Genomic DNA, 21,967 nt, shown 5'->3' with positions numbered 1-21,967 from the left:
CTATGTGGAGGATTGCCGGCCCGCTTGCATCATTTTATTACTTCATTTATTTTCAATTTATTTAAGTATTCATCATTTTTGATCGGGTTGTTAGGGATTTTCAGTGTTTTTAAATGTTTAAGATCCCTTAATGGCTCTATATTACTGATTCTATTATCGCTCAAGTACAGAACAGTAAGATTCGGTAAGTTACGCACCCAATCGATTTGTTCAATATTGAGATTTTCTGCCGATAAAACTTGAAGTTTTGTCATCGCATATAATGGAGAGAGATCAGAGATCGGATTCAACCCTATACCTAAGACGATAAGATTATTAAGCTCGTTAATAACTTCTATATTTTTTACGTTGTTGCTATCGAACGCCAGCGTGTACAGCGAATGGAGCGTTCTTAAAGGAGCTAAGTCGTTCACATGATTACGAGTCATGTCCAAGTAGGATAAGTTTACTAGATTTCCAAGAGAACGGATATTACTAATCTGATTCGAACCTAAATTCAAATACGTTAATTTGGTTAGCGATGCAAGACTACTGACATCTTGAATTTTATTATTAGATAGGTCTAACTCTTTAAGATTTATGAATTTCTTTAAATCACTTAGATCTGTCAAAGAAATGCCACTCAATGAAAGCTGCTCAATTCCTTCAATATCCGTTTCTTTTATTGCTTGTTTACGATCAATATGTAGAGATTCTCTTACCGCTACTTCCACTAATGGGTTAGTAAAAATAGTATTACTGCCCTGTCTATTAAATAAAAAGTAACCTGCAATTAAAATAATAATAGCCGTCAATCCGAGTATATTTCTTTTCATTCGAACATTCCTTTGGTGTTTGAAACACTTAAATTTTTCTTACGACTAGAAGTATATGTAAATTCTGTATGCGAGTCAATGTTTGTTCATAATATTGTAAATAAACAAAGAAATAATAGTCGTACACAAAACAGGGCCAGGAATCTCTCCTATGTGGAGGACTCCCAGCCCTGTTTTTTACATCCAGTTGTGCAACTTGCAACTATTCCTGCGCGATAATGTTTCTCCTAATCGGCGGCAGCTGCGGAATAATCATCCCCACCAGCATAAACACACAACCGATGACGCCGCGTGTATCCAGCAGCTCACCGAGGATCAAATAACCGCCTATAACCGCAAACACCGTTTCCATGCTCATAATAATCGCCGCCTGCGTCGGATGCGCACCCTTCTGGCCAACAACCTGCAGGGTGTAAGCAATCCCGACAGAGCATATTCCGCCATACAGCAGAGGAATAAGGGCCTGCGACAGTCCTGTCCATTCGATCGTCTCCGTTGCAAAAGCAACGATAAAGCTAAGCACGCAGCAGGTTACCACCTGGAAGAACGACAGCTTTATGACATCCGTCCGCCGAGATAACTTGTCGATCAGCAGAATATGCGCCGACCAGAAGAATGCCCCTACGAGCTCGTATAAGTCGCCGGTTCCGAGCGTCAGATCACTCTTTAAGCACAGTAAATATAAACCGTATACCGCAATAATCGCACCTACTGCACTGTTCGCATTAATCCGCTGCTTTAGAAACAAGCCCAGAAACGGTACGATTACAATGTATAGACCGGTGACGAAAGCGGCTTTACCCGCTGTTGTGTATATCAGTCCGATTTGCTGCAACGACGCTCCGCAGAAGAGGATCAGACCTGCTATGAAGCCGGAGGCGGCGGAGCTCTTGACTGAAGCCTTAATCTCGCCGGCTGATTTCCCGGATTTGCGGTCCAGCCAGATGATGAGTGGAACCAAGGATAATGCACCTAGCGCAAATCTAACGGCATTAAAGGTAAACGGCCCTACATGGGACATCCCTTCTCGCTGAGCGACAAAAGCGGACCCCCAGATGCAAGCCGTAATCAGAAGCAATAAACTGGATTTCATTTGTTTACTCATAAGATGTCGTCTCTCCCAGCCAATCTTTTTGAAACACCAACTAACCATACCAAAAATACCGGTACCTTTGTATATCGATTTCCCTTGAAACACGGCCTGGTACAATTTGACTCACTAATAGTGCGGTCTTTCCAAAAAAGAGAGCACGATTACTTATTCCCTTTTGCTCGGACTGCCCCTATACTAATGATTAATGACAGAGAACGATAATCAATCTCAATGATAGGGGTTATAAACATGTACGCAATGAAACGAATGTCCTTACTCGCTCTACTGATCTCCCTGGTCCTACTCGTTGCGGCGTGTGGCAACTCATCTAACAAATCGAACACCGCCACGGACAATTCGAATGCGTCGGCAAATTCGTCGGCATCCTCGAACAACGCTGTGGCATCCGAAGACTCAACAGCGTCGGAATCGGAAGCAACCTTCCGCACGTTAACGGATGTCATGGGTCATGAAGTGCAAGTGCCAACGCATCCGAAACGGATTATCGCTCCGTTCATGGAAGACCCGCTTGCCGCGTTGAATCTCAAACCGGTCGCGCAATGGGGTGCCGGCGGCGTTCCGCAGCACTATTTGCAGGATCAGCTGAAAGATATTCCCGTGCTGGATATGAACGGCGGTCTAAAGCCGGAAGAGGCACTATCCTACAAGCCTGACCTTATTATCTTCCTCGCTCCGACTTACATTGCCGACGGCAGTTACGAGCAGTTTGCGAAAATCGCGCCAACGTTCGTATTATCCGAGGACGAAGCAGACTGGCGCGGCAACATGCAGAAGCTAGGTGCATTGCTTAACGAGGAAGATGCCGCCAAGCAAGCATTGGACAGCTACGATCAGAAGCTCGCTACAGCAAAAGCTACGCTCGGTACGCTCCCGGCTAACAAAACAGCCGTTGTCCTGCAAGCTGACGAAGAGAAAGGTTTTGCCCTGTTCGGCCCGAATTTCTACGGCGGCGCTACGCTGTATGGTGCACTTGGCTTCAAGCAGCCGGCTGTTCTAAAGGGTGAATATGAGCAGTATTCCATTGAAGCGCTCGCTGAGCTGAAGGATGTGGACTATATCTTCCTCATTACCGGGGAAGGACGCGGTAAGCCGCCGGTCAATAATACGCTCTGGAAGTCCCTCTCCGCGGTGAAGGCAGGTCACGTATTCGATGCGGATTCCGGCCATTGGTTCAACGCCAATCCGATTGCAAATGACCTGATTATCTCCGATGTTCTGAAAGATATCCATGAATAAGAATATCAATTTCGACTCTCAGCCCATGGCTGGGAGTCTTCTCCGTTACACGCTGCTGGATGTTAAAGCCCTTCGGATTACAGCGCTTGAAACCGGATCTGAACGAGACTTCATTGAGCCGAGTAAATCCCATCTGCTCCTGCTGTCCGTTTCCCATGGCGGGAACCTAGTCATCGATGGGCATCTTCATGCGCTTCGTCCCGGAACCTTAATTATCTGCGCCCCCGGCCAATTAATTGAGCTGACCAACTTCGCGGGGCTCCCTTTTGAATTGCTGCTGCTTGAATTCGAAGTACACGCTTTTCCTTCAGGGAATTCTGCCGCGCGATTCCCTTTTATCGGTGAAGCGACGATTCCTTCGGCTGCCACGGCCGCACATCTCTTTGATACGCTGCGTTCGAACTGGAACCGCGACAGCGCCGCTTCGCGTCTTCGCTGCGAAGCCGGCTTGCTCGAGCTGCTCAGTCTTGTGCTTGGCTATCAAGAACAGAAAACAGCTTTCGCCTTAGAGAGCGCTCGGCTGGAACTCGAACGACGTTACAAAGAAGAGCTCACCATCGACTCGCTTGCGGCCATCGCCGGCCTAAGCCGCTATCATTTCATGCGACTGTTTAAGGATCGTTATGGCAAAGGCGTGTCTGAATACCGCACCGAGCTTCGTCTCACGGAAGCGAAGCGTCTGATGGAAGGGGACAAGCCCTTGCTCATCAGCCAAATCGTATATGAGGTGGGGTTTAAGAATGAAGCTTACTTCAGCAGCCTGTTCAAGAAAGAAACCGGGGTTGCCCCGGCCGTCTATCAGCGCAACCAGAAGCTTAAAGTGGCCGCGTACAGCTGGATCAACTTCGGTCAATTGCTTGCCCTGCAGATCATTCCATTCGCTGCTCCGATGGATCACTATTGGACCGATATGTATCGCAACAAATACAAATACGAGGTGAAAGTGCCGCTCAGCCATCGGTACGACTACAATTACAACGCTTTGCGGCAGGCGCAGCCCGATTACATTATCGGGATCGAGGATCTTATTCCGCCGGAAGAACGTGCGAGGTTGAATGCAATAGCGCCGACTCTGTTTCTGCGTAACGAGGACGATTGGCGGCGTCATCTGCTATTGATTGCGGAATTGCTCGACAAGCCGGAAGCAGCACGCAAATGGCTTACTCGCTACGATCGCAAAGCAGCCGCGACCAAAGAATCGCTGTCACCCCTAATTAGACAAGACGCCTTGCTGGTCTTGCTCGTCTGCCGCGATCAGCTGTATGTATGGGGGCGCAGAGCCGGTACGGTATTGTACGACGACCTCGGCATACCCGCTCCGACGACCATATCCGAGCTCGAATGGAAGCGGCCCATCCAGCCCAATGAGCTTGCAGAATTAGCGGCCGATCGGATTCTGCTTCATGTTGAAGGCGATGAAGCCGCGCAAGCGTTATGGAGTCGACTCTCCCAGTCCCAAGTGTGGCGCGAGCTCGCTCCTGTCCGGGGCGGCAAAATCCATCTCGCCTCCGGCTACTCCTGCTTCGAGGCTCCTTGGAGCGATTATGCGGCGAGTCAGCACGATATTTTTCTCAGTAACGTTCCGCAGCTCTTCTCCTCGCATCTCGAATGAATTATTCCACTAAATAAGGCCGGATTGTCATCGATTAGATGGCAGCCGGCCTTTCGTTTATCGCTCAAACCGTATGAATTACAGCGTTTTCCGTGCAAATTGCATCGTATATTGTTCATCGAAGCCAAGGCTATCATACAGATTTCTGGCGTAATTCCCCACCACGCACCATAGGTCGACGTTGGCATGGCCACGCTGATAAATCTCGTTGCATAAGTACATCGTAAACTTCCTTCCGATGCCTTGCCCCTGCAGGTCTGCACGAACAGAAATACTGCTGAGCTCATGATTAGAAAGATGGCCATACGCAGCAATTTCCCCGTTGAATATGTAGACAAAACGATCTTGCATATCCTCCTGCCATGATCTCCGCTCTTGTTCACTGGGTTCCGCAATCACGGAATCCGGAAAGGAGCCGACACGGACACGCATCTCATGAAAAGCTCTGGCATACAACGACTGACTGACCGTATAGTCTTCGTCCGTGTATCCTCTCACCGGAAGCTCCTCCAAGGAAAAAGGCTCGCCGGTTCGCCGCATTAAGGTCGACGAGAAATATTCGACATAACCGAGTTTACGTGCAAACGTAAGGGTTGAGGGATGACTGGCGCGAAAAGAACTCCTGACTTTCTGGGTTCCGCCCGTTCGCAATCGTTCCTCCGCGTACCTTACCACCGCAGAACCAATGCCTTGCCTACGATACGGTGGAGCGACAAACACGGTTAAATAGGACAGCGTTCCAGGTTCGTTCACTTGAGCCAGCGCAACCAGCTTATCTTCGATAAACGCCGTAATAAACAGCTGCGGCTCTGCATCAAGCACCCGAAGAATATTCTCTCCTGCATCAACATGGCTTAATAGTTCCCGTGCGGCATGATAATCTCGCTCATTAAAACGCTCGTATCGGATTGATGTTGTGTTCATGTAGCCTTCAATACCACCTTCCCCTTCGTATTTACGCCAGGCGCTGTCTACGACGTTTATCCCTCTATCCGGTGCATCTTTCTATATTTGTGCGGCGGCAGGCCAATCGTCTTCTTAAACACGTTCTTGAAGTGGGTTTCACTCTGATAACCGACCAGCTCAGCGATTCGGTACACCGGCTCTTTCTCGGTCCTCAAGTAATGCTTGGCAACCTCCATCCGATAGCCAACCAAATATTGAATAGGGCTGATTCCCTCGGATTGACTGAACACGCGGCATGTATAGCCCGGACTAAGAAAAGAAGCTTTTGACAGCTGCTCGAGCGTAATCGCGTCCATGTAATGATTATGAATGTATTGTTTAATAGCGGTGACTGTCCGGTCGCTGCTTGTCGACGTTTCCTTGGCAAAGCCGGTATAGACGATCTTGGCTAGCTCGATTAACAGAATGGCCAAATAATAACGGGTGCTAAGCTCGCCCGGTACGTAAGGATCTTCGGCCGATTGCAGAATCATCCGCGATAAGGAAGCTATCTCATCATAGCGATCGCCCAGCTCGATGACCGGGCTGATTCCGGCTTTCATGAAAGTGCCAGGCGGCAGATCGGCAAGCTGGAAAGCTGCGAAGGATATCGAAATCGCTTTAAACGGTTGCGAGGCGTCTGCCAGCTCCTCATGCCACACGCCGGTATCATAGACCAGCATCGTTCGCGGTCCGACTTTATAGGTTGTCCCATCGATTAGAAACGTTCCGCTGCCTTCGGAGATCAGCAGCAGCTGCGCCAGCTCAGGGTGATGGTGAAGGGGGAATACGAATTGTTCGCCCCGCTTCAAATCGAAATTTAACACGGCAGGCACGAATGGCAGGAACGGTTCGACAAAAAGCGATTGAGTCAGGGCGAATCACTCCTTTGTTATAAAAACAAAAGCGCATATCTTTTCGACCAGTATACCCTCTGCAAAGCACTTACAAATTATCATATACTCGGGTTACCAGTTGTTGCAAGCGCTTTCCATTCAACAGGTGAAGTGGCAAATCAAATATGAATGCAACACAGCGTGAGGTGAAAGAGCAGTGGGAAAAGAGGGAAAACGCGAGGCAGTCGCAGGTTATCTGTTCATCGCTCCGTGGATTGTCGGTTTCGTCGTATTTGTGTTGGGAGCCTTGATCACCGCTTTTTATGTCAGCCTGACGGATTGGGATTTGCTTACACCGTCCAAGTGGATTGGCGCAGACAATTATAACACGCTCATTCATGACAAGAAGTTCTGGATCTCGCTGAGAGTGACGGTCATCTACGTCGTAACCGCCGTTCCGCTCGGCATCGCATTCGGCTTCTGCATTGCACTGCTGCTCAATCAGAAAATAAAAGGGTTGTCCGTCTGGCGGACGATTTACTATTTCCCCGCCATCTTATCGGGTGTCGCCGTTTCGCTCATGTGGATGTGGGTACTGAATCCTGACTTCGGTGTCATTAACCTTCTTCTCTCTTACGTCGGCATTCAGGGTCCTGGCTGGATTGCCAGTCCGGATTGGGCGCTCCCGTCATTGGTCCTTATGAGCGTCTGGGGCGCAGGAGGCGGAATGATTATTTACTTGGCCGGACTTCAGGGCATTCCCACCGAATTGTACGAGGCTGCCGAAATCGACGGCTGCAGCAAATGGATGAAGCTGTGGAAGATCACGATCCCCATGATGACATCCGTGATTTTCTTTAATCTGATCATCGGAATGATCAGTGCGTTCCAGACGTTCACGGAGGCCTACGTCATCACCAATGGCGGGCCTGATAACGCTACGCTGTTCTATGCGATGTATTTGTACCAGAACGCCTTTAAGTTTTTCAAAATGGGCTATGCTTCCGCTCTTGCCTGGGTCTTGTTCTTGATCATTCTGCTGGTGACCGTCTTATTGTTCGCGACCTCGAGAAAATGGGTGTATTATGCGAGCGGAGAGGAGAATCGGGGATGAAATCAGCTGCCGGGCAGTTGCAGAAAGCACTTATATATGCCGTTATCGGATGCGGCGCCTTATTCCTGCTCGTTCCGCTTTGGTGGATGATTACAACCTCAATTAAGCCTTATGCGGACGTGTTTATATTCCCGCCGGAGGTCATTCCGTCGCGATTCCGATGGTCCAACTATCCGGATATCTTTCGGATATTGCCGTTCGGCAAATACTTTCTGAACACCTTATTTATTGCCGTGTTCGTCGTCAGCGGCACTGTCTTCTCTTCGGCGATGGTTGGTTACGGCTTCGCCAACTTGAGGTTTCCCGGACGCGGCGTTCTCTTCATCGTGATGCTGTCAACCATGATGATCCCCTACCATACCACCTTGGTGCCCCAATTCATCATTTTCAAAGAACTCGGCTGGCTCGACTCCTATTTGCCTCTAATCGCACCGGCCTTCTTCGGGACGCCATTCTATATCTTTCTATACCGGCAATTCTTCATGAATATCGCCAAGGAGTACAGCGATGCCGCCAAAATCGATGGCTGCGGCTATTGGAGCACCTTTATCCGCATTATTATCCCGATGTCGCTCCCCGTTATTGGCGTCGTGACCATTTTCTCATTCAACGGCGTATGGAATGACTTCCTCGGACCGCTCATTTATATCAATTCCGAGCAGCTCCGAACCATTCAACTGGGTATTAACGCGCTTAGAGGCTTGCATACCGTGGAGTGGCATCTTCTGATGGCAGCTTCCGTCATCGCGCTCGTTCCGACTGTCACCATCTTCTTCTTGTTCCAGCGCAAGATGATTCAAGGCGTGGTCGTTTCCGGAATCAAAGGGTAACGGAAGGGGGGATGTCGAAGGCCGTGCCGGATTGAAGTTTCGTGAAGCAGTTAAATATTAAGGGGAGGCAACACAAATGAGAACGCAGAAAGTCGTCAAATGGAGCCGTTTACTGCTATTGTGCACTGCCGTTAGTTCGCTCGTCTTCGCTGCAGCATGTTCAAACAATAATTCAGGCGGTTCCGGAGACAAGGTCACGATTACTATGACGTATACCGGCGATGAGAATGCGACGAAAGTGTTGAAAGCGCGGATCGATAAATACTTAGACAAATCGCTTAACATCGATGTACAAGTTACACCGATACCCGGAGGAGAATACTGGGATAAGGTAACGACGATGTTTGCCGGCGGCACGCAGCCGGATGTGCTGTTCATGAGCGAACCGCTCAAGAAGTTCGCAAGTCAGGGCAAGCTGCTGGACATGAATCCGTATATCGAAGCCAGCTCGACATTTAATAAAGACGATTTCTATCCGGCGTCACTGGAGTTCTATCAATACGACGGAAAACAATACGGTATTCCGCAGGACTTGAATACGGCGCTCTTCTTCTATAACGAAGATATGTTCAAGGCTGCCGGATTGAAAACACCTTGGGAATCCTACGAGGAAGGGAACTGGACGTGGGAAACGTACTTGGAGGATGCCAAGAAGCTGACGCTGAAGGACGGCGATCGTTTCGCGCAATTCGGCACCAGCTATCCGGGAATCGGGCCATGGTGGTATAGCGCTTGGGTATTCACCAATGGCGGATCCTATTTGAACGAAGACAGCACGAAATCGGCATTCAACGATCCGAAAGTCATCGCTGCGCTTGCGTTTACAAGTGAGCTATCCAACAAGTACAACGTAGCTCCGTCACCGGCCGGCGGCGGTCAAGACGTGACGGGCATGTCGTTTGCAACGGGCAAGATCGCCATGGAAGCGAACTTCTCTTGGGCAATCGGCGGTTATAAGACGTTGCCGTTCAAATGGAACGTAGCGCCGATGCCGGTGGCAAGCACCGATATCGATCCGCTCACCACTTATATTCACAACTCAGGCTTCTCCATCTCCAAAGATACGAAGCATGCTGATGAAGCATGGGCGGTTATCGAAGCGCTCTCGACGCCGGACTCTTACTCGGATGACGCAGCCAGCCGTGGCATTATTCCACCTAGACCGAGCGTCGTCGACAAGAAAGAGATATTGAACGCGGAAGGAATGCCGTCCAACGCCAAGATCATTTCGCAAATGCTGCAAAAAGGCAAGTTGTATCAGTTTACCGAAACGACGGCGGAAGAGGATCAGGTGTATATCACTTACGGCGATCAAATTCTGAACAAGAAAGTGACGCCGGAAGAAGGCGCCAAGAAGATCGCTGAAGAAATCGACGCCATATTAAGCAAGGAAAAGTAACCATACTTAAGGGGCGCTCCATTAAACCGGAGCGCCCCTTTTTATCTTAAACCTTATCATTTGCATGAATGTTGTACGATAGGGGTAGAAGTACATTATCGAGTGAAAGGGGTTTATGAAATGAATCAAATCAAACCTATATTCCCGTGTCCCTCCATCAAGGAACAGACTGCCTTCTATGAACATCTGGGCTTCGAAACCGTGTATACCTCCAATCGTCCGCATACGTATGCCGTTGTAAAGTATGGTGAGCTGGAGATCCATTTCTATGGAAGCAAGAAGCTGGTGCCTGCCGCAAATTCGCAAATGTGTTACGTGCAAGTGGATGACGTCAATCGTCTCTATGAGGCTTTCACTTCCGGCTTGAAACAAGCGACCGGGCGAATCCCGCGCTCCGGCATCCCCCGCATATCGAAGTTGAAGGACTTGGCAGAGGATCGTCGCTTTATCATCACGGATCTGGGAGGAAATACGTTGTATGTCGGAACGCCTAATACCGAGCTTGCCAATCCGGCTTTCTTTCGGACGATCGAGAGCGCGGAATGGTCCGGTCCCTTCGAGACGCTCTTCGATTTAATGTACTCCAAAGAAGATACCCCGTCCGCGTACAGAATGCTGGAGAAGTTTTTTCCTGCGGATCTCCATACGTTGAACGTCGAAAACAAGGACTTAGCTAAAATACTGCTCGTTGGATTGGATATTCATCTGCAGCTCCATAACGATGTCCATCCGGCTGTGAACGTTCGACTAAAGGCGCTTATTGACGCTTGCGATCCAAACGATGCCGATTGGCTGCGAATTTCTCAGCAGTTTGCCGACATCACGAACGGCGAATAGCACGAGCATAAGCGACAACCGGCGGCTCGCCGAAAGCTTGCGCGTAGTCCTCACCTAACCATACGCCGAAGCTGGTCTGCCGGTTGAACCCCAAACTCCGATAATACGCCGCGTCCTGATGGATAACCTCTTCGTAGAAAGGCAATGCTTGCAACGGCTTGGTCCAGTTTAGAAACCTGGAGTTGTCCATCCAGTATTCCAGAATCTGAGCGCCATCCTGTCCGAATAGCTGCAGTAGACCCGGCAGATGTTCGAGCTCCTTATAATTCTCTGGACAATCCGAATCATCAATCGGACGGGCTGAATTGCGGTAGATAGGCGCATATTCCAGGAATATCCCCGGGTCGGGCTGTACCTTCACTGGCGCTTGGATCGTATCTTGGTAAGCCAGATAACAATGCTCGGCCGCTTCATCGAAGCGCCGAATCCCCCGCAGGATATGATTGTAGAAAATCATTGCCTGGTCGGAAGTAGATAACGTACGGCATTCTTCACAGTGGCAGGCACTGTTCGTCACGTCGTCGATCCAGAAGTAGTATCGCCCGGATTGTGTAGGCAACGCTCGAGCCAGCTCTTCTGACCGCGCCTCTAGGAAATGAAGTCCCTCCTTGTTGGAAGCACACAAGTTGAAGTCCGGATTGCGATTTCCTGACTCGTCCAGACGGAACCAGTCGGGATGCTCGGAGAAGAGCGCTCGCGGAACAAGCCATGACATCGCGTGCGACTCGAACTCGAGGTCCACATTGAGCTCCTTCATCCGTTCTGCGAATTGCGCAAAAACCGGGGTTTTCACGAATTCCAGCATCTTCTCGAGCTCTTCAAGCGCTCCCGCTCCCCAGCCCGGATGGATCCCCACCAGATTAAGGCCTGAACGCGCAATCAGGTCCGCCCAATAAGGGCCAACCTCCTCTGGCAGAATGAGTATGCCGCGTTTATCTTCTTTCATGTTGGTCGTCTCCTCTGATGCTGTTAAAATTTATCCGCCGTATACCAGAAGATCGGAAGCGGAAACCATCCGGCAGGCACGTTTGCTCTCGAATAACGACCTTGCGGAGTAAGGAGAAGCGTCTGCGCCTGCTTCTTATCCAGCTGGACCGCACCGGGCTCGGCCGACCGTTCCACCGTCACGCCATTCTCATCCACGCGAGCGGTAACAGGCTGGCCATCCAGCACGGCGGAGAATTTACCCGGTGCAAGTCCGGTCGTCCGATGGGCAAGCGTCAAATAAGCTTCAAGCACACGGGCAAAGTCTATGATATGGTACATATCCGATGTACCAATTACGTAATTTTCGGCAAAACTGCTCAGGCTCGCATTTAGCTCCGTCTCGTAGTCCGGCGCGAATACAGCGATCCATTCCTGACCCGCATGTGCCAAATACCCTTTGATTGCGCGCGGCACATCGTTCACATTCTCCATCGCGATCTCCGTAATTTCATTGCCTTCTTTGTTGAGGATGATATAGCCAATAAGCTTGTCCCCGTCTAACACGCCGATCGCTCGCTGCTCCAGTCCGTGCAAAATGTACGACATGTGCTGCTCGTTACGATGAACGAATGCAGGCCTAGCCTCATTCAGCTTATGCGCGAAGGCCGCTGCGCCTTCGATCTCGAACAACGGGGGGAAGGTCAGCCCCTTCACTTCTGCGTCCTTCAAAGCATGGCGGCAATTGACCTGGCCCACCGAATACTTGATTTTCACCCCTCCGACGGTAAAATCGAAATACTCGTACCGCTGCCGCTGACCCCATAGGACGACCATATCGTACGATTCAGGCGCTTCTTCCAGCCACTTGTTCATCAGCACCTTCATATGCCCTTCCCCGCGTGCTCTCGGGTGCACCGATACAATTCCCAAGTATCCGATGCGCAGCGCAACGCCGCTTACGTTCATCGACTCCGGGTAGATGGCTACCTGCGCGCGCAACCGTCCCTGCTCATCTGCAGCCACCATATGGATACCCGAATAATCGACGTCCTTGCTGTACACTTTGGGCAGCACGGTCTCGACGTCAATCTTAAAGGCATAATTGGCTAAATCGATATATTCTTCACGTTCATCCGGTCTTGCCTTTCTATATTCCAGCATGATAGTAGCTCCCTTATATAAGAATTGGATGTATGCATTCAGGCATCTGTTTGTAAACTACCTTCCATTATACCGAAAAAAGAATCCCCCAAGACGAGTCGCTTCATATTGCAGTACTTTCGACAAAACTTTCTTCTCCCGCCAGATAACTAACAGACTTCATGCGGAAAATAGCTACAATTTCTTAGCATATGTTTCACCTGCTAAGACTTGATCAATCGCCTGCTAATTGACAAAAGCTGTGCCGACCCTCCGGAAAACAAAAAACCGCGTTACCCATATGGTATCGCGGTTTTTTCGTGTGAGCTCCTGCCCTGGCAGTCTACGCTCTAAGCTCTGCGAGCCGTCGATTCTCTCACAATCAGCTCCGGCTCGATCTGCATCGTCACGCTGCGTTTGGCAGGCTCGTTAATCACGTTCAGCAGCAGCTCCACTGCGGCATGCCCGATCCGGTCCGACGGTTGCCGGACTGTCGTCAGCCTCGGATGAAATTCGGAGGCCAGAATCTGGTCGTCGAAGCCGACGAGCGACACATCCTCAGGTATGCGAATGCCCGAGGTCATACAAGCGTTCAGCACACCTACCGCAATGTAATCATCCGAAGCGAAGATCGCGGACGGCAAGCTTCCTTCGTCGATCCACTGCTTCGCAATGCGGTAACCGGTAGGAATTTCGAAGCCGCCTCGCTCCATTCCGTAAGGCTGCAAACCTGCTTCTTCGAGTGCGAAGCGGAATCCCCGCTCGCGTTCCCTGCTGCTGAGGAAAGAATCCGGCCCTGCAATATGCGCGATTTCCGTATGTCCAAGATCAATCAAGTGTTTCGTCGCTTCGTAGCCGCCCTTGAAGTTGTCTACGATGATCGAAGTTACTGAAGGATTGCGCTGCGAGTTATCGATCATAATAAACGGAATTTTCTTCTTCTTCAGTTCCATCACATACTCATCTTCATCCACGGGAGACAGCAAGATGACCCCATCTACGCGATCCTCCTGAAACAAGGAACGATGAAACGTATCTTCGTAGCCGTTCGAGATCGACAACGCGAGAAAATATCCGTGCTCCGCCAACCGGTCGTTGATTTCCTTGACCACAGCATCCAAGAAAGAATCATGAAGCGTCGTCAGCATCAAGCCGATGATGCCCGTTTTTCCTCTGGCTAGACTGCGAGCCGATGCGTTCGGATGGTAATCGAGTTCTTTCATCGCTTGAAGCACTTTCTCCCTGTTGTTTTGACGCACGGATGATGAATTATTTAATACCCTCGAAACCGTAACTACGGACAAGCCTGATTTCTTCGCAACATCAAAGATACTGACTTTCATCGTTATATCGCTCCTATACGAATAAAAAATGACTGCTCTTACCGTATCATAGTTGGAGCCAAGAGCAAACTAAGACGCGCGTCTCTTGATTTACTTGTTGACGCGTTCCAGCAGCTTCGTCAGCTTCTCCTGAATGCGCGGAAGCGCGACTTCGACCTTCTCGTCCCCGTTCTCGACGCCAGCCAGCTCGTTAATGAACAATTCGTTGATCTGCGAGTAGTTCGAAATCAAGTGATTATACGATTCGAAGCCGTATTTGTATGCGCCGTCGAACACCTGCTTAATTTGAGCCGGATCGATGCCTTCAAAATTATTGTAATACGTCTCCGCCGCCGCTTGGTTGACCGGAGGATTGCCGCCGCTCAGCTCAATCGACTTCTTCTGCACGTCTGTCGTGATCAAGTATTTGATCCATTCCAGCGCTTCTTTCGGATGCTTGGAATCTTTGAGCACGAAGAGAGGATCCACGTACAGCACGCTTCTTACATTCTCATTGGGACCTTGCGGTACCGCCGCAACGCCGACCTTGAAGTTAAAGTCGCTGGATGCCGCCAGGCTCCAGGAGCCTACGACGGACATGGCGATTTTGCCGGAGAGGAACGGATCGCCGAATTGGCCGGAAACCGACTTCGAGAATGCAGGTGTCGGAGAAACCTTCTGATCCCAGATAAGACCGTATACTTTCTTGTAAGCTTCAATAACGTCCGGCTCCGTCAGGTTGATCTTAGAAGGCTTGCCGCCATTGGTCCACGTATCGTCGGAGTAGACTTGACCTCCAAAATAAGAAGGCCGTTGGTCGCGCTCGCCGAACCCGAAGTCCACGCCGTATTGCGCCTCGGCCAAGTTCTTCGAATCCACCGTCATTTTCTTCGCGTAATCCACCATCTTATCGAAAGTCCAACTCTTATCCTCGTAGTCCGTCGGAGGATACGCAAGTCCGGCTTTGTCGAACAGGTCCTTATTGTACAGCATGACCGTCACGTAACTATTCAGCGGGATTCCGAAAGTCTTGCCGTCCACCTTGTAGATGTTCATGACATCATCCGGAATGTTATAGTCGGATGCCTTGAAATCAGCGAGATAAGGCGTCATATCCATCAGCATCCCTTTGTTGTAGTACTCCATGAATCCGCCATACCCCCAGTGGGAAGTGACGTCCGGAGAGTTCTTGGCGGCTATGGATGATTGAAGCTTGGAGTCGAATTGCTCATATGGCGCTTTGGTCACTTTAATCTTAATGTTCGGATGGGTTTTCTCGAAATCCGGGATTAGCTTCTCCACGAAAGTGCGATCCGGGGAATCGATCGTATAGTGCGTGATCGTGACAACATCCCCGTCTTTACCGCCTCCATCTGAACATCCCGCCGCAACCAATCCAACTAATCCGAACGTTAGCGTCAAGCTAAGCATCGTCTTTCCAACCTTTGCGCTCATGCAAATCCCCCTCGTTAATAGTAGTGACGGACTATGTGAACAACTACTTGATACCGGTAAGAACGATCCCTTGGACGAAACGTCTTTGCGCTACTGCGAACAGAGCAACAATAGGAAGAACCGACAGCAGCGAGGCCGCCATCATAAGATTCCACGGCGCAATGCGGAATTTCGAGGACATCATCGCAGCCATCCCGATCGGAAGCGTGAAATTCTCCTGCGAATCCAGGTACAGCACAGGCGTTAAGAGGTCATTCCAGCTCCAGAGGAAGGAGAAAATCGCTACAGTCGCTAATACCGGACCTGCTAACGGGAGCGTTAAGCTCCAATAGAGCTGTATCTCTCTGCAGCCGTCGATTCTGCCCGCATCATAAAGCTCATTGGGCAGCGTCGTGAAGAATTGCTTCAATAGAAAAATCATATAGGCCGATGCAAAGAAGGAAGGCAGAATGAGCGGCAGCAAGGAATCGTGGAGCCCGAGCTTCGTAAAGAGCAGAAACTGCGGAATCATAATCGCCGGATAAGGCAGCATGAGCGTGCTGAGCACGAGCATGAACAGAAATTGGCTTCCTCTTGCCCGGTACCGAGTAAAACCGAAAGCAACGAACGAAGAAGAATATACCGTTCCGATTACCGTCAATACAGCCACAATCACGCTGTTTATGTACTGCCGTCCGAACTTGATCTCCGAGTTCACGAAAAGTTCTTTGAAGTTCTCCCAAGCAAAGTGCTCCGGAATGAAGGACGGCGGATACACGAACATTTCCTTCGTCGTCTTGAGCGATGTCGATAGCATGAACCAGAACGGCATAATCATGGCGACGGTAACGAGCAATAGAATGAGAAATCCGATGACTTGGAGCAAATCGACCTTCTTGGCCATCCCACTCATTGCGGGGTTCCCCCTTCGTAATGCACGTATCGTTTGGACAGCTTCATAATGAAGAACGTAATGACTGTAACGGCAATCAGCAGTATCCAGGACATGGCTGAGGCGTAACCGTAGCGGAAGTTTTTGAAGGCGTTAATGTAGATGTTGTAGACGTAGAACCAGGTGGAATAGTTCGGCCCGCCTTGGGTAATCGTGTACGCTTGCGTGAACACTTGAAAGGAGTCAATTAATCCGATGATGAGCTGGAAGAGGATAACGGGAGAGATGAGCGGCAATGTGACGTTCCAGAACGACCTGAGCCTTCCGGCTCCATCAAGCTTCGCTGCCTCAAGTAAGTGTGCCGGCACGCCTTGCAATCCAGCTAAGAAGATAAGCATCCCCCCGCCTAAACCCCAGAAGGACATGATAATGAGGGCCCACATCGCATATTTCTCATCGAGGAACCAGTTAATCTGATCGACGCCGAACATGGATAAGAAGTAATTGAAGAGACCGGCTTGTGGATTAAATACCCAGAACCAGAGGAGCGCCATCGACACGCCCGAGATCATGCTCGGAAAATACATCGCCGTCCGGAACAAACCGCGGAACGGAATTCTCTGATTGATCAGGATGGCGAAGATCAGGGAGAGGACAAGCGTCAAAGGAACACTAATGAAGGTATACCGCAGCGTGACCTCGATGGAGTTCCAGAACAACTCGTCGTGGAACATCTCGTTGTAGTTGCCAAATCCGATAAACTCCGGCGCATGAATGATGTCATACTCCGTGAAGCTGTAATACAAGGAAGCGAGCACCGGAAACAAAGCGAATACAATAAATCCAATCAGCCACGGAGACACGAACAAGTAAAACAGTCTTCCCTCGCGGCGGCTTGCCCTGGTTGACTTCACGCCACCAATCCCCCTTCGATTGCCCAATCGACCAGCGCCGGAATGACGCATTTAAAGTTTAATCGCTTTAACTTTAGGTATAAAAAAATAAATATAACACAGCTTGTTATATGAAAATTAAAGCGATTAAACTTTACACAATCATTATAAATGGAAATAGAAGCATTTGACAAGGACAATTATTAGGCGCGCCCAGGGCTACACAAAACATTTACAAATCTATGATTTCTCGAAAACACACAACTTGTACTCTACTTGTAGACATATTGAATTTCTTAGGAGGGTATATAAAAATGAAACAATCATCAAAACTCACAACAGCGGTTTTATCCGCATCTTTGCTCGTAGGCGCCATTGTTGCTCCCGCATCCAGCTTCGCAGCAGCACCGATCGCCAAGAAACCGGGTGCTTTCACGCAAGCCAGCGTGGAACGCACAGCTCAAGGTAAATTAATCGTACGTTGGAAAGCGGACACTGATCTAGGCGCAGCCAAAGTATACTGGAGCACATCCCCGGACAACATCGAGACGACTGGTAAATTGCTGGCTAAGACTTACTCCGCATTTAACGGATTTGTAACCGAAGATCCTAAACCGGGCTCGCACATTTACTTCCTTGTCAAAGGCGGGAACAGCTCAACGATCGAGACGGCTGAGCGCAAAGTAAACCTGCAAGGCGCCTTTAACTTCCGCGACCTCGGCGGCTACAAAACGACAGATGGCAAAACGGTAAAATGGGGCAAACTATTCCGCGGCGAAGAGCTTGGCCATCTGACGGATGCAGACTTGAAGACCATTCAAGAAATGGGTATCAAGACTAACGTCGACTACCGTACCGATGCGGAAGTTAAAGCTCTTCCGGATCCGGTAATAGCAGGTATCAACAACATTCGTACGGATGCAGGCAACGCAGGTTGGACTGCTGATATGAATGCGATGATCGCTTCCGGCATGATGAAGGATGCCGCATCCGCCGTTCAAATGATGGTTGGCTTCAACAAACAGATGGTTGACGCTCCGAAGTTTTACGTGCAATTGATGGATCTTCTTAACGATCCGAAGAACGCCGCTCTCTTGCAGCACTGTACGGCCGGTAAAGACCGCACAGGTCTTGGCTCCGCTATTATCCTTCTGACGCTTGGCGTTGATGAGAAAACCGTAATGGACGACTATCTGCTCAGCAACTTCTACCGTGCGGATGCCAACAAGAAGATGATCGATGGTGTAAAGCAGCAAGTAAAAGACGAGAACGTTGTTGCTGCCATTACTGCACTGATGGGCGTTCAGCAAGAATTCCTTCAAGCAGCTATTGACGAGATGAAAGCAAAGTACGGCTCCATAGATGCATTCCTGGAAACAGGACTTGGCATCACGAAAGAAGAGCGCGCTAAGCTGAAAACGATGTACACGGAGTAAATCTGATAGCAAGGAGTCGCTCCCCGTTGCGGGGCGACTCCTTTTTCAACTGCATTGGGATGCTGTCAGTTTGCAGTCCGCCTCTTGCATGTCATAATATACAGAGGAGTGCAAGAGAGAGAGGAACGTGTAATGATGGCGAATTCGACACTAATCGATACCGCGTACGACTATGTAAATACCCAAATTCGAACCGGCGAGTTCATGCCAGGTTCACTTCTGTCTGAGAACGAATTGTCCGAAACCCTGAACATGAGTCGTACACCTATCCGCGCGGCCATTTCTCGCCTTGAGCATGAAGGACTGCTCGTTACGCTTAAGAATAGAGGCGTACTCGTCAAAGAGATCTCCATGAAAGAGGTCATTGATACCATGGAGGTTCTGTACCTGTTTCAACTGCAGGCCATTGCTCTACTGAAAGATGGTGTAGTAGAGCCGGATCTCAAGAATCTGCAGGAGCATCTGAACCGTTCCATCCTGGCTGAGCAGAATAATGATTATACACAGTACCTTGTGAGCTCCATGAAATTCTCTGAATGCTTGCTCAATGTCATGAACAACGGCGTCATTGCGAAGATCGTCGATGCCAGCGTCAAACAAATGATTCTCTTCGCCACCATTAACTTCAAATTAACGCCTCATGAGCCGCATTATTCCGCCAACCGACTGAATCAATCCATCTACGACACGATTCTAGCAGGTGACTACGATCGATTCCGAGAGATCGCCAACCAATCCTACGCCCATAACCGGCAGCGCATGCTGCGCATGTCGAGATTATAGAATAACAACAAGGGCTTCCTTTGCGGGAAGCCTTTTTGTATTTTATTAGCCACCGATTCTGCCTAAATAAGCCGATCAAAATATCCTTATTTTTCTTGTTAGATGCGGTATAATTTAATCTATGTATCTACCATTACTCGGTCTATAAAAGGAGGAGCTCCACTTGATTCGTAAGATGCTTGCGTATGCCATTGGACTTATGAGCCTCTCTTATATTTTCCTCGTTCCCGACGAACCGGAAGTCATCAAGCTGGTTTTTAAGCTGATTCCTATGATTCTTATCCTGACGTATGCCTTCTTGCTCTGCCCGACCTCTCGGCAGCCGAAGCATTCGCTGCTCTTGCTCGGTTTGCTCTTCTCGATGTGCGGCGACGGTTTAATGAAATGGTTCGTTGCCGGTCTCTCTGCCTTTCTGATCGGACATCTGTTCTACACCACATCCTTCATCCGGCAAATGCGGTTCTCTTGGCCGCGTGCCGCGACCCTCATTCCAATTGCTGCCTATGCCGGATATATGAGTATACGGCTGGTGCATGCCCTTCAAGACAGCGGGCAGAGCGGACTCATCGCACCTGTTCTTCTCTATGTAACGGTCATCTCCATCATGGCCTGGACGGCAATTCTGACCGGCAATCTTTACGCTGTAATCGGATCACTGCTCTTCTTGGCCTCCGATTCCCTTCTGTCTTGGAATATGTTCGTTTCGGACATTTCCCACCCCGACATTTGGATCATGGTCACCTACTATGCGGCCCAATTCTTCATTGCCAATAGCTTGAGGGAACCATCCCTATCGACTTCAAGCACGCCTCATTTTCCCGCAAAATATTAATCATTATAAGAGTATGTTCTCTTTCCTTAATAGACATAATTATAGTAGAATCGAACATATGATCTACTATTTTGCTAGAGAGGATGAATGTTTAACATGGAACTCCCTGTAACAAATAGTCCTTCATCAGAAGCTAAGCCCTCTATGGGCTCCATGCTCAGAAACCGGTTTATTCAAGCAATCTTATCAGCAGGCGTATTCATGCAAATTGGCATCTGGGTGCGCAACTTCGCGGTGCTCTTGTTTGTCGTCGAAATGACCGATGGGGACGCGCTTGCCGTCTCGCTGGTCTCGGTAGCGGAGTTCGCGCCTATTTTCGTATTCTCCTTCATCGGCGGCGCATTTGCTGATCGATGGAAACCTAAGCGAACAATGGTAATATGCGACCTGCTTAGCGCAATATCAATCTTCGTTATTATGCTCACCTTACTTTATGGCTCTTGGCAAGCCATATTCTTCGCCACGTTCGTCTCGGCGATTCTGTCGCAGTTCTCTCAGCCTTCCAGTATGAAGTTATTTAAGCTGCATGTACCGGGCGAGCAAATGCAGGCCGGCATGGCTTTATTCCAGACGATGATGGCCGTGTTCATGATTTTGGGTCCGATTCTGGGCACATTCGTATTCGAACAATTAAACATCCACTGGTCGATGGGCATTGTCTGCGCCATGTTCCTCATCTCTGCCGCCGTACTTACGCTGCTGCCCCCGGACAGAGACGAAGAGAAAATCGATAAAGGGACTTCGATTTGGACCGAGATGAAGATGGGGCTCGATTACGTTCTTCATCGCAAAGCGCTCGTCGCTTTGGGCGGCTCTTTCCTCGCTGCGGGACTTGGCATCGGCGTCATTCATACGCTGGCCGTCTTTCTTATTACCGAGCAGCTCGGATTGCCGAAGGGCAATCTACAATGGCTCTTCGCGGCCAACGGCGCAGCGATGCTTGTCGGCGGGGGATTATCGATGGTGTTCTCGAACAAAGTTGCGCCGCAAACGCTTGTTTTATGGGGCATGCTTGTCACGGGGATTGGCGTATCCATCATGGGATTCTCCGAGATGTTCTGGCTCACGCTCGCGATGGAAGCCATGATCGGCCTCTTCATGCCAGCCTTGCAGATCGGTATAAATACGCTCATTCTGAATAAGACGGAGGAATCATTCGTTGGGCGTGTGAACGGTATTCTGACACCTATGTTCATGGGCGCCATGGTGGTTACCATGAGTGTCTCCGGTTTCTTGAAGGACAGCTTATCGCTCTCTTGGACCTATCAATGCTCCGCTGCAATGTTTCTAATCGGCATCGTGTTTCTACTGCCTATTTACCGAATCAAGGACCCGGTTCCCGTTGCGGTGGAAGCGCAGTAAGCAGCACGATGAAACTAAGAAAAGGCGCCACAGATCTCCAATCTGTGGCGCCTTTTCTCGTCCTCGGCCATCTGCGCCCCCCTTGATAACTCTAACAAATCCTAGCGGGCTTATTTGGTCGCAAAATGTCCATCACGACTCGAAATCAGCTAAATAGGACCTCTGTGATTCGTTAGATTTTTTTGGATGCCATTTTCGCTTAAATAAG

Annotated in this window: 20 protein-coding genes; 10 read left to right on the top strand and 10 right to left on the bottom strand. The window is 49.6% G+C overall.

Going from position 1 to position 21,967, the window contains the following annotated elements; all coding sequences use genetic code 11:
• Window positions 1-29: 29 nt before the first annotated feature.
• Both BLW29_RS23085 and BLW29_RS23080 read right to left on the bottom strand, forming a co-directional pair.
• Window positions 30-815 carry a leucine-rich repeat domain-containing protein gene (locus BLW29_RS23085; protein ID WP_090984004.1) on the bottom strand — a complete coding sequence of 262 codons (786 nt, stop codon included), beginning with the start codon at window positions 813-815 and terminating at the stop codon, window positions 30-32.
• A 202-nt stretch (window positions 816-1,017) separates the two neighbouring features.
• Window positions 1,018-1,920 carry a DMT family transporter gene (locus BLW29_RS23080; RefSeq protein WP_090984002.1) on the bottom strand — a complete coding sequence of 301 codons (903 nt, stop codon included), beginning with the start codon at window positions 1,918-1,920 and terminating at the stop codon, window positions 1,018-1,020.
• Between the two features lie 237 nt (window positions 1,921-2,157).
• Between BLW29_RS23080 and BLW29_RS23075 the strand changes: the two genes are divergently transcribed.
• Window positions 2,158-3,165, top strand: a complete 1,008-nt coding sequence (locus BLW29_RS23075) for an ABC transporter substrate-binding protein (protein WP_177186783.1) — start codon at window positions 2,158-2,160, stop codon at window positions 3,163-3,165.
• Window positions 3,158-4,777, top strand: coding sequence for an AraC family transcriptional regulator (locus BLW29_RS23070; protein ID WP_090983998.1), 1,620 nt, complete (start codon window positions 3,158-3,160; stop codon window positions 4,775-4,777). The genes BLW29_RS23075 and BLW29_RS23070 overlap by 8 nt, the downstream gene beginning before the upstream one ends.
• 78 nt (window positions 4,778-4,855) lie before the next feature.
• Here the strand turns inward: BLW29_RS23070 and BLW29_RS23065 are convergent, their stop codons facing one another.
• Together BLW29_RS23065 and BLW29_RS23060 are read right to left on the bottom strand one after the other, a co-directional pair.
• Window positions 4,856-5,701 (bottom strand): GNAT family N-acetyltransferase, encoded by an 846-nt coding sequence (locus BLW29_RS23065; RefSeq protein WP_090983996.1) that lies wholly within the window; start codon window positions 5,699-5,701, stop codon window positions 4,856-4,858.
• A 56-nt stretch (window positions 5,702-5,757) separates the two neighbouring features.
• Window positions 5,758-6,549 (bottom strand): AraC family transcriptional regulator, encoded by a 792-nt coding sequence (locus tag BLW29_RS23060; RefSeq protein ID WP_143044451.1) that lies wholly within the window; start codon window positions 6,547-6,549, stop codon window positions 5,758-5,760.
• Between the two features lie 226 nt (window positions 6,550-6,775).
• Here BLW29_RS23060 and BLW29_RS23055 point away from each other — a divergent pair, with 226 nt between their 5' ends.
• The 4 genes from BLW29_RS23055 to BLW29_RS23040 all read left to right on the top strand — a co-directional run bounded on the left by BLW29_RS23055 (window position 6,776) and on the right by BLW29_RS23040 (window position 10,738).
• Window positions 6,776-7,672: a carbohydrate ABC transporter permease gene (locus BLW29_RS23055; protein ID WP_090983993.1), complete on the top strand. Its 897-nt coding sequence runs from the start codon at window positions 6,776-6,778 to the stop codon at window positions 7,670-7,672.
• A complete protein-coding gene (locus tag BLW29_RS23050; protein ID WP_177186782.1) occupies window positions 7,669-8,502 on the top strand; it encodes a carbohydrate ABC transporter permease in 834 nt (277 codons plus the stop codon). The genes BLW29_RS23055 and BLW29_RS23050 overlap by 4 nt, the downstream gene beginning before the upstream one ends.
• Before the next feature lie 76 nt (window positions 8,503-8,578).
• Window positions 8,579-9,901 carry an ABC transporter substrate-binding protein gene (locus BLW29_RS23045; protein ID WP_090983989.1) on the top strand — a complete coding sequence of 441 codons (1,323 nt, stop codon included), beginning with the start codon at window positions 8,579-8,581 and terminating at the stop codon, window positions 9,899-9,901.
• A gap of 120 nt (window positions 9,902-10,021) precedes the next feature.
• Window positions 10,022-10,738 carry a VOC family protein gene (locus BLW29_RS23040; RefSeq protein WP_090983988.1) on the top strand — a complete coding sequence of 239 codons (717 nt, stop codon included), beginning with the start codon at window positions 10,022-10,024 and terminating at the stop codon, window positions 10,736-10,738.
• Here BLW29_RS23040 and BLW29_RS23035 read toward each other — a convergent pair.
• The 6 genes from BLW29_RS23035 to BLW29_RS23010 all read right to left on the bottom strand — a co-directional run bounded on the left by BLW29_RS23035 (window position 10,722) and on the right by BLW29_RS23010 (window position 17,367).
• The gene (locus BLW29_RS23035; RefSeq protein WP_090983986.1) at window positions 10,722-11,684 is read right to left on the bottom strand and encodes a DUF4838 domain-containing protein; all 963 of its coding nucleotides are present in this window, start codon (window positions 11,682-11,684) and stop codon (window positions 10,722-10,724) included. The genes BLW29_RS23040 and BLW29_RS23035 overlap by 17 nt on opposite strands.
• Window positions 11,685-11,707: 23 nt before the next feature.
• On the bottom strand, window positions 11,708-12,826 hold the full coding sequence (locus BLW29_RS23030) for a GNAT family N-acetyltransferase (RefSeq protein WP_090983984.1): 1,119 nt from the start codon (window positions 12,824-12,826) through the stop codon (window positions 11,708-11,710).
• 329 nt (window positions 12,827-13,155) lie between these two features.
• Window positions 13,156-14,148 carry a LacI family DNA-binding transcriptional regulator gene (locus BLW29_RS23025; protein WP_090983982.1) on the bottom strand — a complete coding sequence of 331 codons (993 nt, stop codon included), beginning with the start codon at window positions 14,146-14,148 and terminating at the stop codon, window positions 13,156-13,158.
• Window positions 14,149-14,238: 90 nt separating this feature from the next.
• Entirely contained in the window at window positions 14,239-15,582 is a 1,344-nt protein-coding gene (locus BLW29_RS23020) for an ABC transporter substrate-binding protein (RefSeq protein WP_090983980.1), read from the bottom strand.
• 43 nt (window positions 15,583-15,625) lie between these two features.
• Window positions 15,626-16,474, bottom strand: a complete 849-nt coding sequence (locus BLW29_RS23015) for a carbohydrate ABC transporter permease (RefSeq protein ID WP_256208822.1) — start codon at window positions 16,472-16,474, stop codon at window positions 15,626-15,628.
• Complete coding sequence (locus BLW29_RS23010) at window positions 16,471-17,367, bottom strand: carbohydrate ABC transporter permease (RefSeq protein ID WP_256208821.1); 897 nt, start codon at window positions 17,365-17,367, stop codon at window positions 16,471-16,473. Before BLW29_RS23010 ends, BLW29_RS23015 begins: the two co-directional genes overlap by 4 nt.
• 293 nt (window positions 17,368-17,660) lie before the next feature.
• Here BLW29_RS23010 and BLW29_RS23005 point away from each other — a divergent pair, with 293 nt between their 5' ends.
• The 4 genes from BLW29_RS23005 to BLW29_RS22990 all read left to right on the top strand — a co-directional run bounded on the left by BLW29_RS23005 (window position 17,661) and on the right by BLW29_RS22990 (window position 21,759).
• Window positions 17,661-18,782, top strand: coding sequence for a tyrosine-protein phosphatase (locus BLW29_RS23005; RefSeq protein ID WP_090983977.1), 1,122 nt, complete (start codon window positions 17,661-17,663; stop codon window positions 18,780-18,782).
• Window positions 18,783-18,914: 132 nt separating this feature from the next.
• Window positions 18,915-19,565, top strand: coding sequence for a GntR family transcriptional regulator (locus BLW29_RS23000; RefSeq protein WP_090983975.1), 651 nt, complete (start codon window positions 18,915-18,917; stop codon window positions 19,563-19,565).
• Between the two features lie 163 nt (window positions 19,566-19,728).
• Window positions 19,729-20,397 carry a lysoplasmalogenase gene (locus BLW29_RS22995; protein WP_256208820.1) on the top strand — a complete coding sequence of 223 codons (669 nt, stop codon included), beginning with the start codon at window positions 19,729-19,731 and terminating at the stop codon, window positions 20,395-20,397.
• Window positions 20,398-20,493: 96 nt separating this feature from the next.
• Window positions 20,494-21,759, top strand: coding sequence for an MFS transporter (locus tag BLW29_RS22990; protein WP_090983973.1), 1,266 nt, complete (start codon window positions 20,494-20,496; stop codon window positions 21,757-21,759).
• Window positions 21,760-21,967: the final 208 nt, after the last annotated feature.

The organism is Paenibacillus sp. CF384, assembly GCF_900106745.1.
GTDB lineage: Bacteria > Bacillota > Bacilli > Paenibacillales > Paenibacillaceae > Paenibacillus_Z.
This window is presented reverse-complemented; position numbering and strand designations above follow the sequence as displayed.

Bases quoted from the DNA above. Each gene is read 5' to 3' on its own strand.
- BLW29_RS23005 (WP_090983977.1), top strand. From the start codon at position 17,661: ATGAAACAATCATCAAAACTCACAACAGCGGTTTTATCCGCATCTTTG.
- BLW29_RS23050 (WP_177186782.1), top strand. From the start codon at position 7,669: ATGAAATCAGCTGCCGGGCAGTTGCAGAAAGCACTTATATATGCCGTT.
- BLW29_RS23040 (WP_090983988.1), top strand. From the start codon at position 10,022: ATGAATCAAATCAAACCTATATTCCCGTGTCCCTCCATCAAGGAACAG.
- BLW29_RS23085 (WP_090984004.1), bottom strand. From the start codon at position 815: ATGAAAAGAAATATACTCGGATTGACGGCTATTATTATTTTAATTGCA.
- BLW29_RS23025 (WP_090983982.1), bottom strand. From the start codon at position 14,148: ATGAAAGTCAGTATCTTTGATGTTGCGAAGAAATCAGGCTTGTCCGTA.
- BLW29_RS23070 (WP_090983998.1), top strand. From the start codon at position 3,158: ATGAATAAGAATATCAATTTCGACTCTCAGCCCATGGCTGGGAGTCTT.
- BLW29_RS23065 (WP_090983996.1), bottom strand. From the start codon at position 5,701: ATGAACACAACATCAATCCGATACGAGCGTTTTAATGAGCGAGATTAT.
- BLW29_RS23045 (WP_090983989.1), top strand. From the start codon at position 8,579: ATGAGAACGCAGAAAGTCGTCAAATGGAGCCGTTTACTGCTATTGTGC.
- BLW29_RS23030 (WP_090983984.1), bottom strand. From the start codon at position 12,826: ATGCTGGAATATAGAAAGGCAAGACCGGATGAACGTGAAGAATATATC.
- BLW29_RS23035 (WP_090983986.1), bottom strand. From the start codon at position 11,684: ATGAAAGAAGATAAACGCGGCATACTCATTCTGCCAGAGGAGGTTGGC.
- BLW29_RS23020 (WP_090983980.1), bottom strand. From the start codon at position 15,582: ATGAGCGCAAAGGTTGGAAAGACGATGCTTAGCTTGACGCTAACGTTC.
- BLW29_RS23015 (WP_256208822.1), bottom strand. From the start codon at position 16,474: ATGAGTGGGATGGCCAAGAAGGTCGATTTGCTCCAAGTCATCGGATTT.
- BLW29_RS23075 (WP_177186783.1), top strand. From the start codon at position 2,158: ATGTACGCAATGAAACGAATGTCCTTACTCGCTCTACTGATCTCCCTG.
- BLW29_RS23000 (WP_090983975.1), top strand. From the start codon at position 18,915: ATGATGGCGAATTCGACACTAATCGATACCGCGTACGACTATGTAAAT.
- BLW29_RS23080 (WP_090984002.1), bottom strand. From the start codon at position 1,920: ATGAGTAAACAAATGAAATCCAGTTTATTGCTTCTGATTACGGCTTGC.
- BLW29_RS22990 (WP_090983973.1), top strand. From the start codon at position 20,494: ATGGAACTCCCTGTAACAAATAGTCCTTCATCAGAAGCTAAGCCCTCT.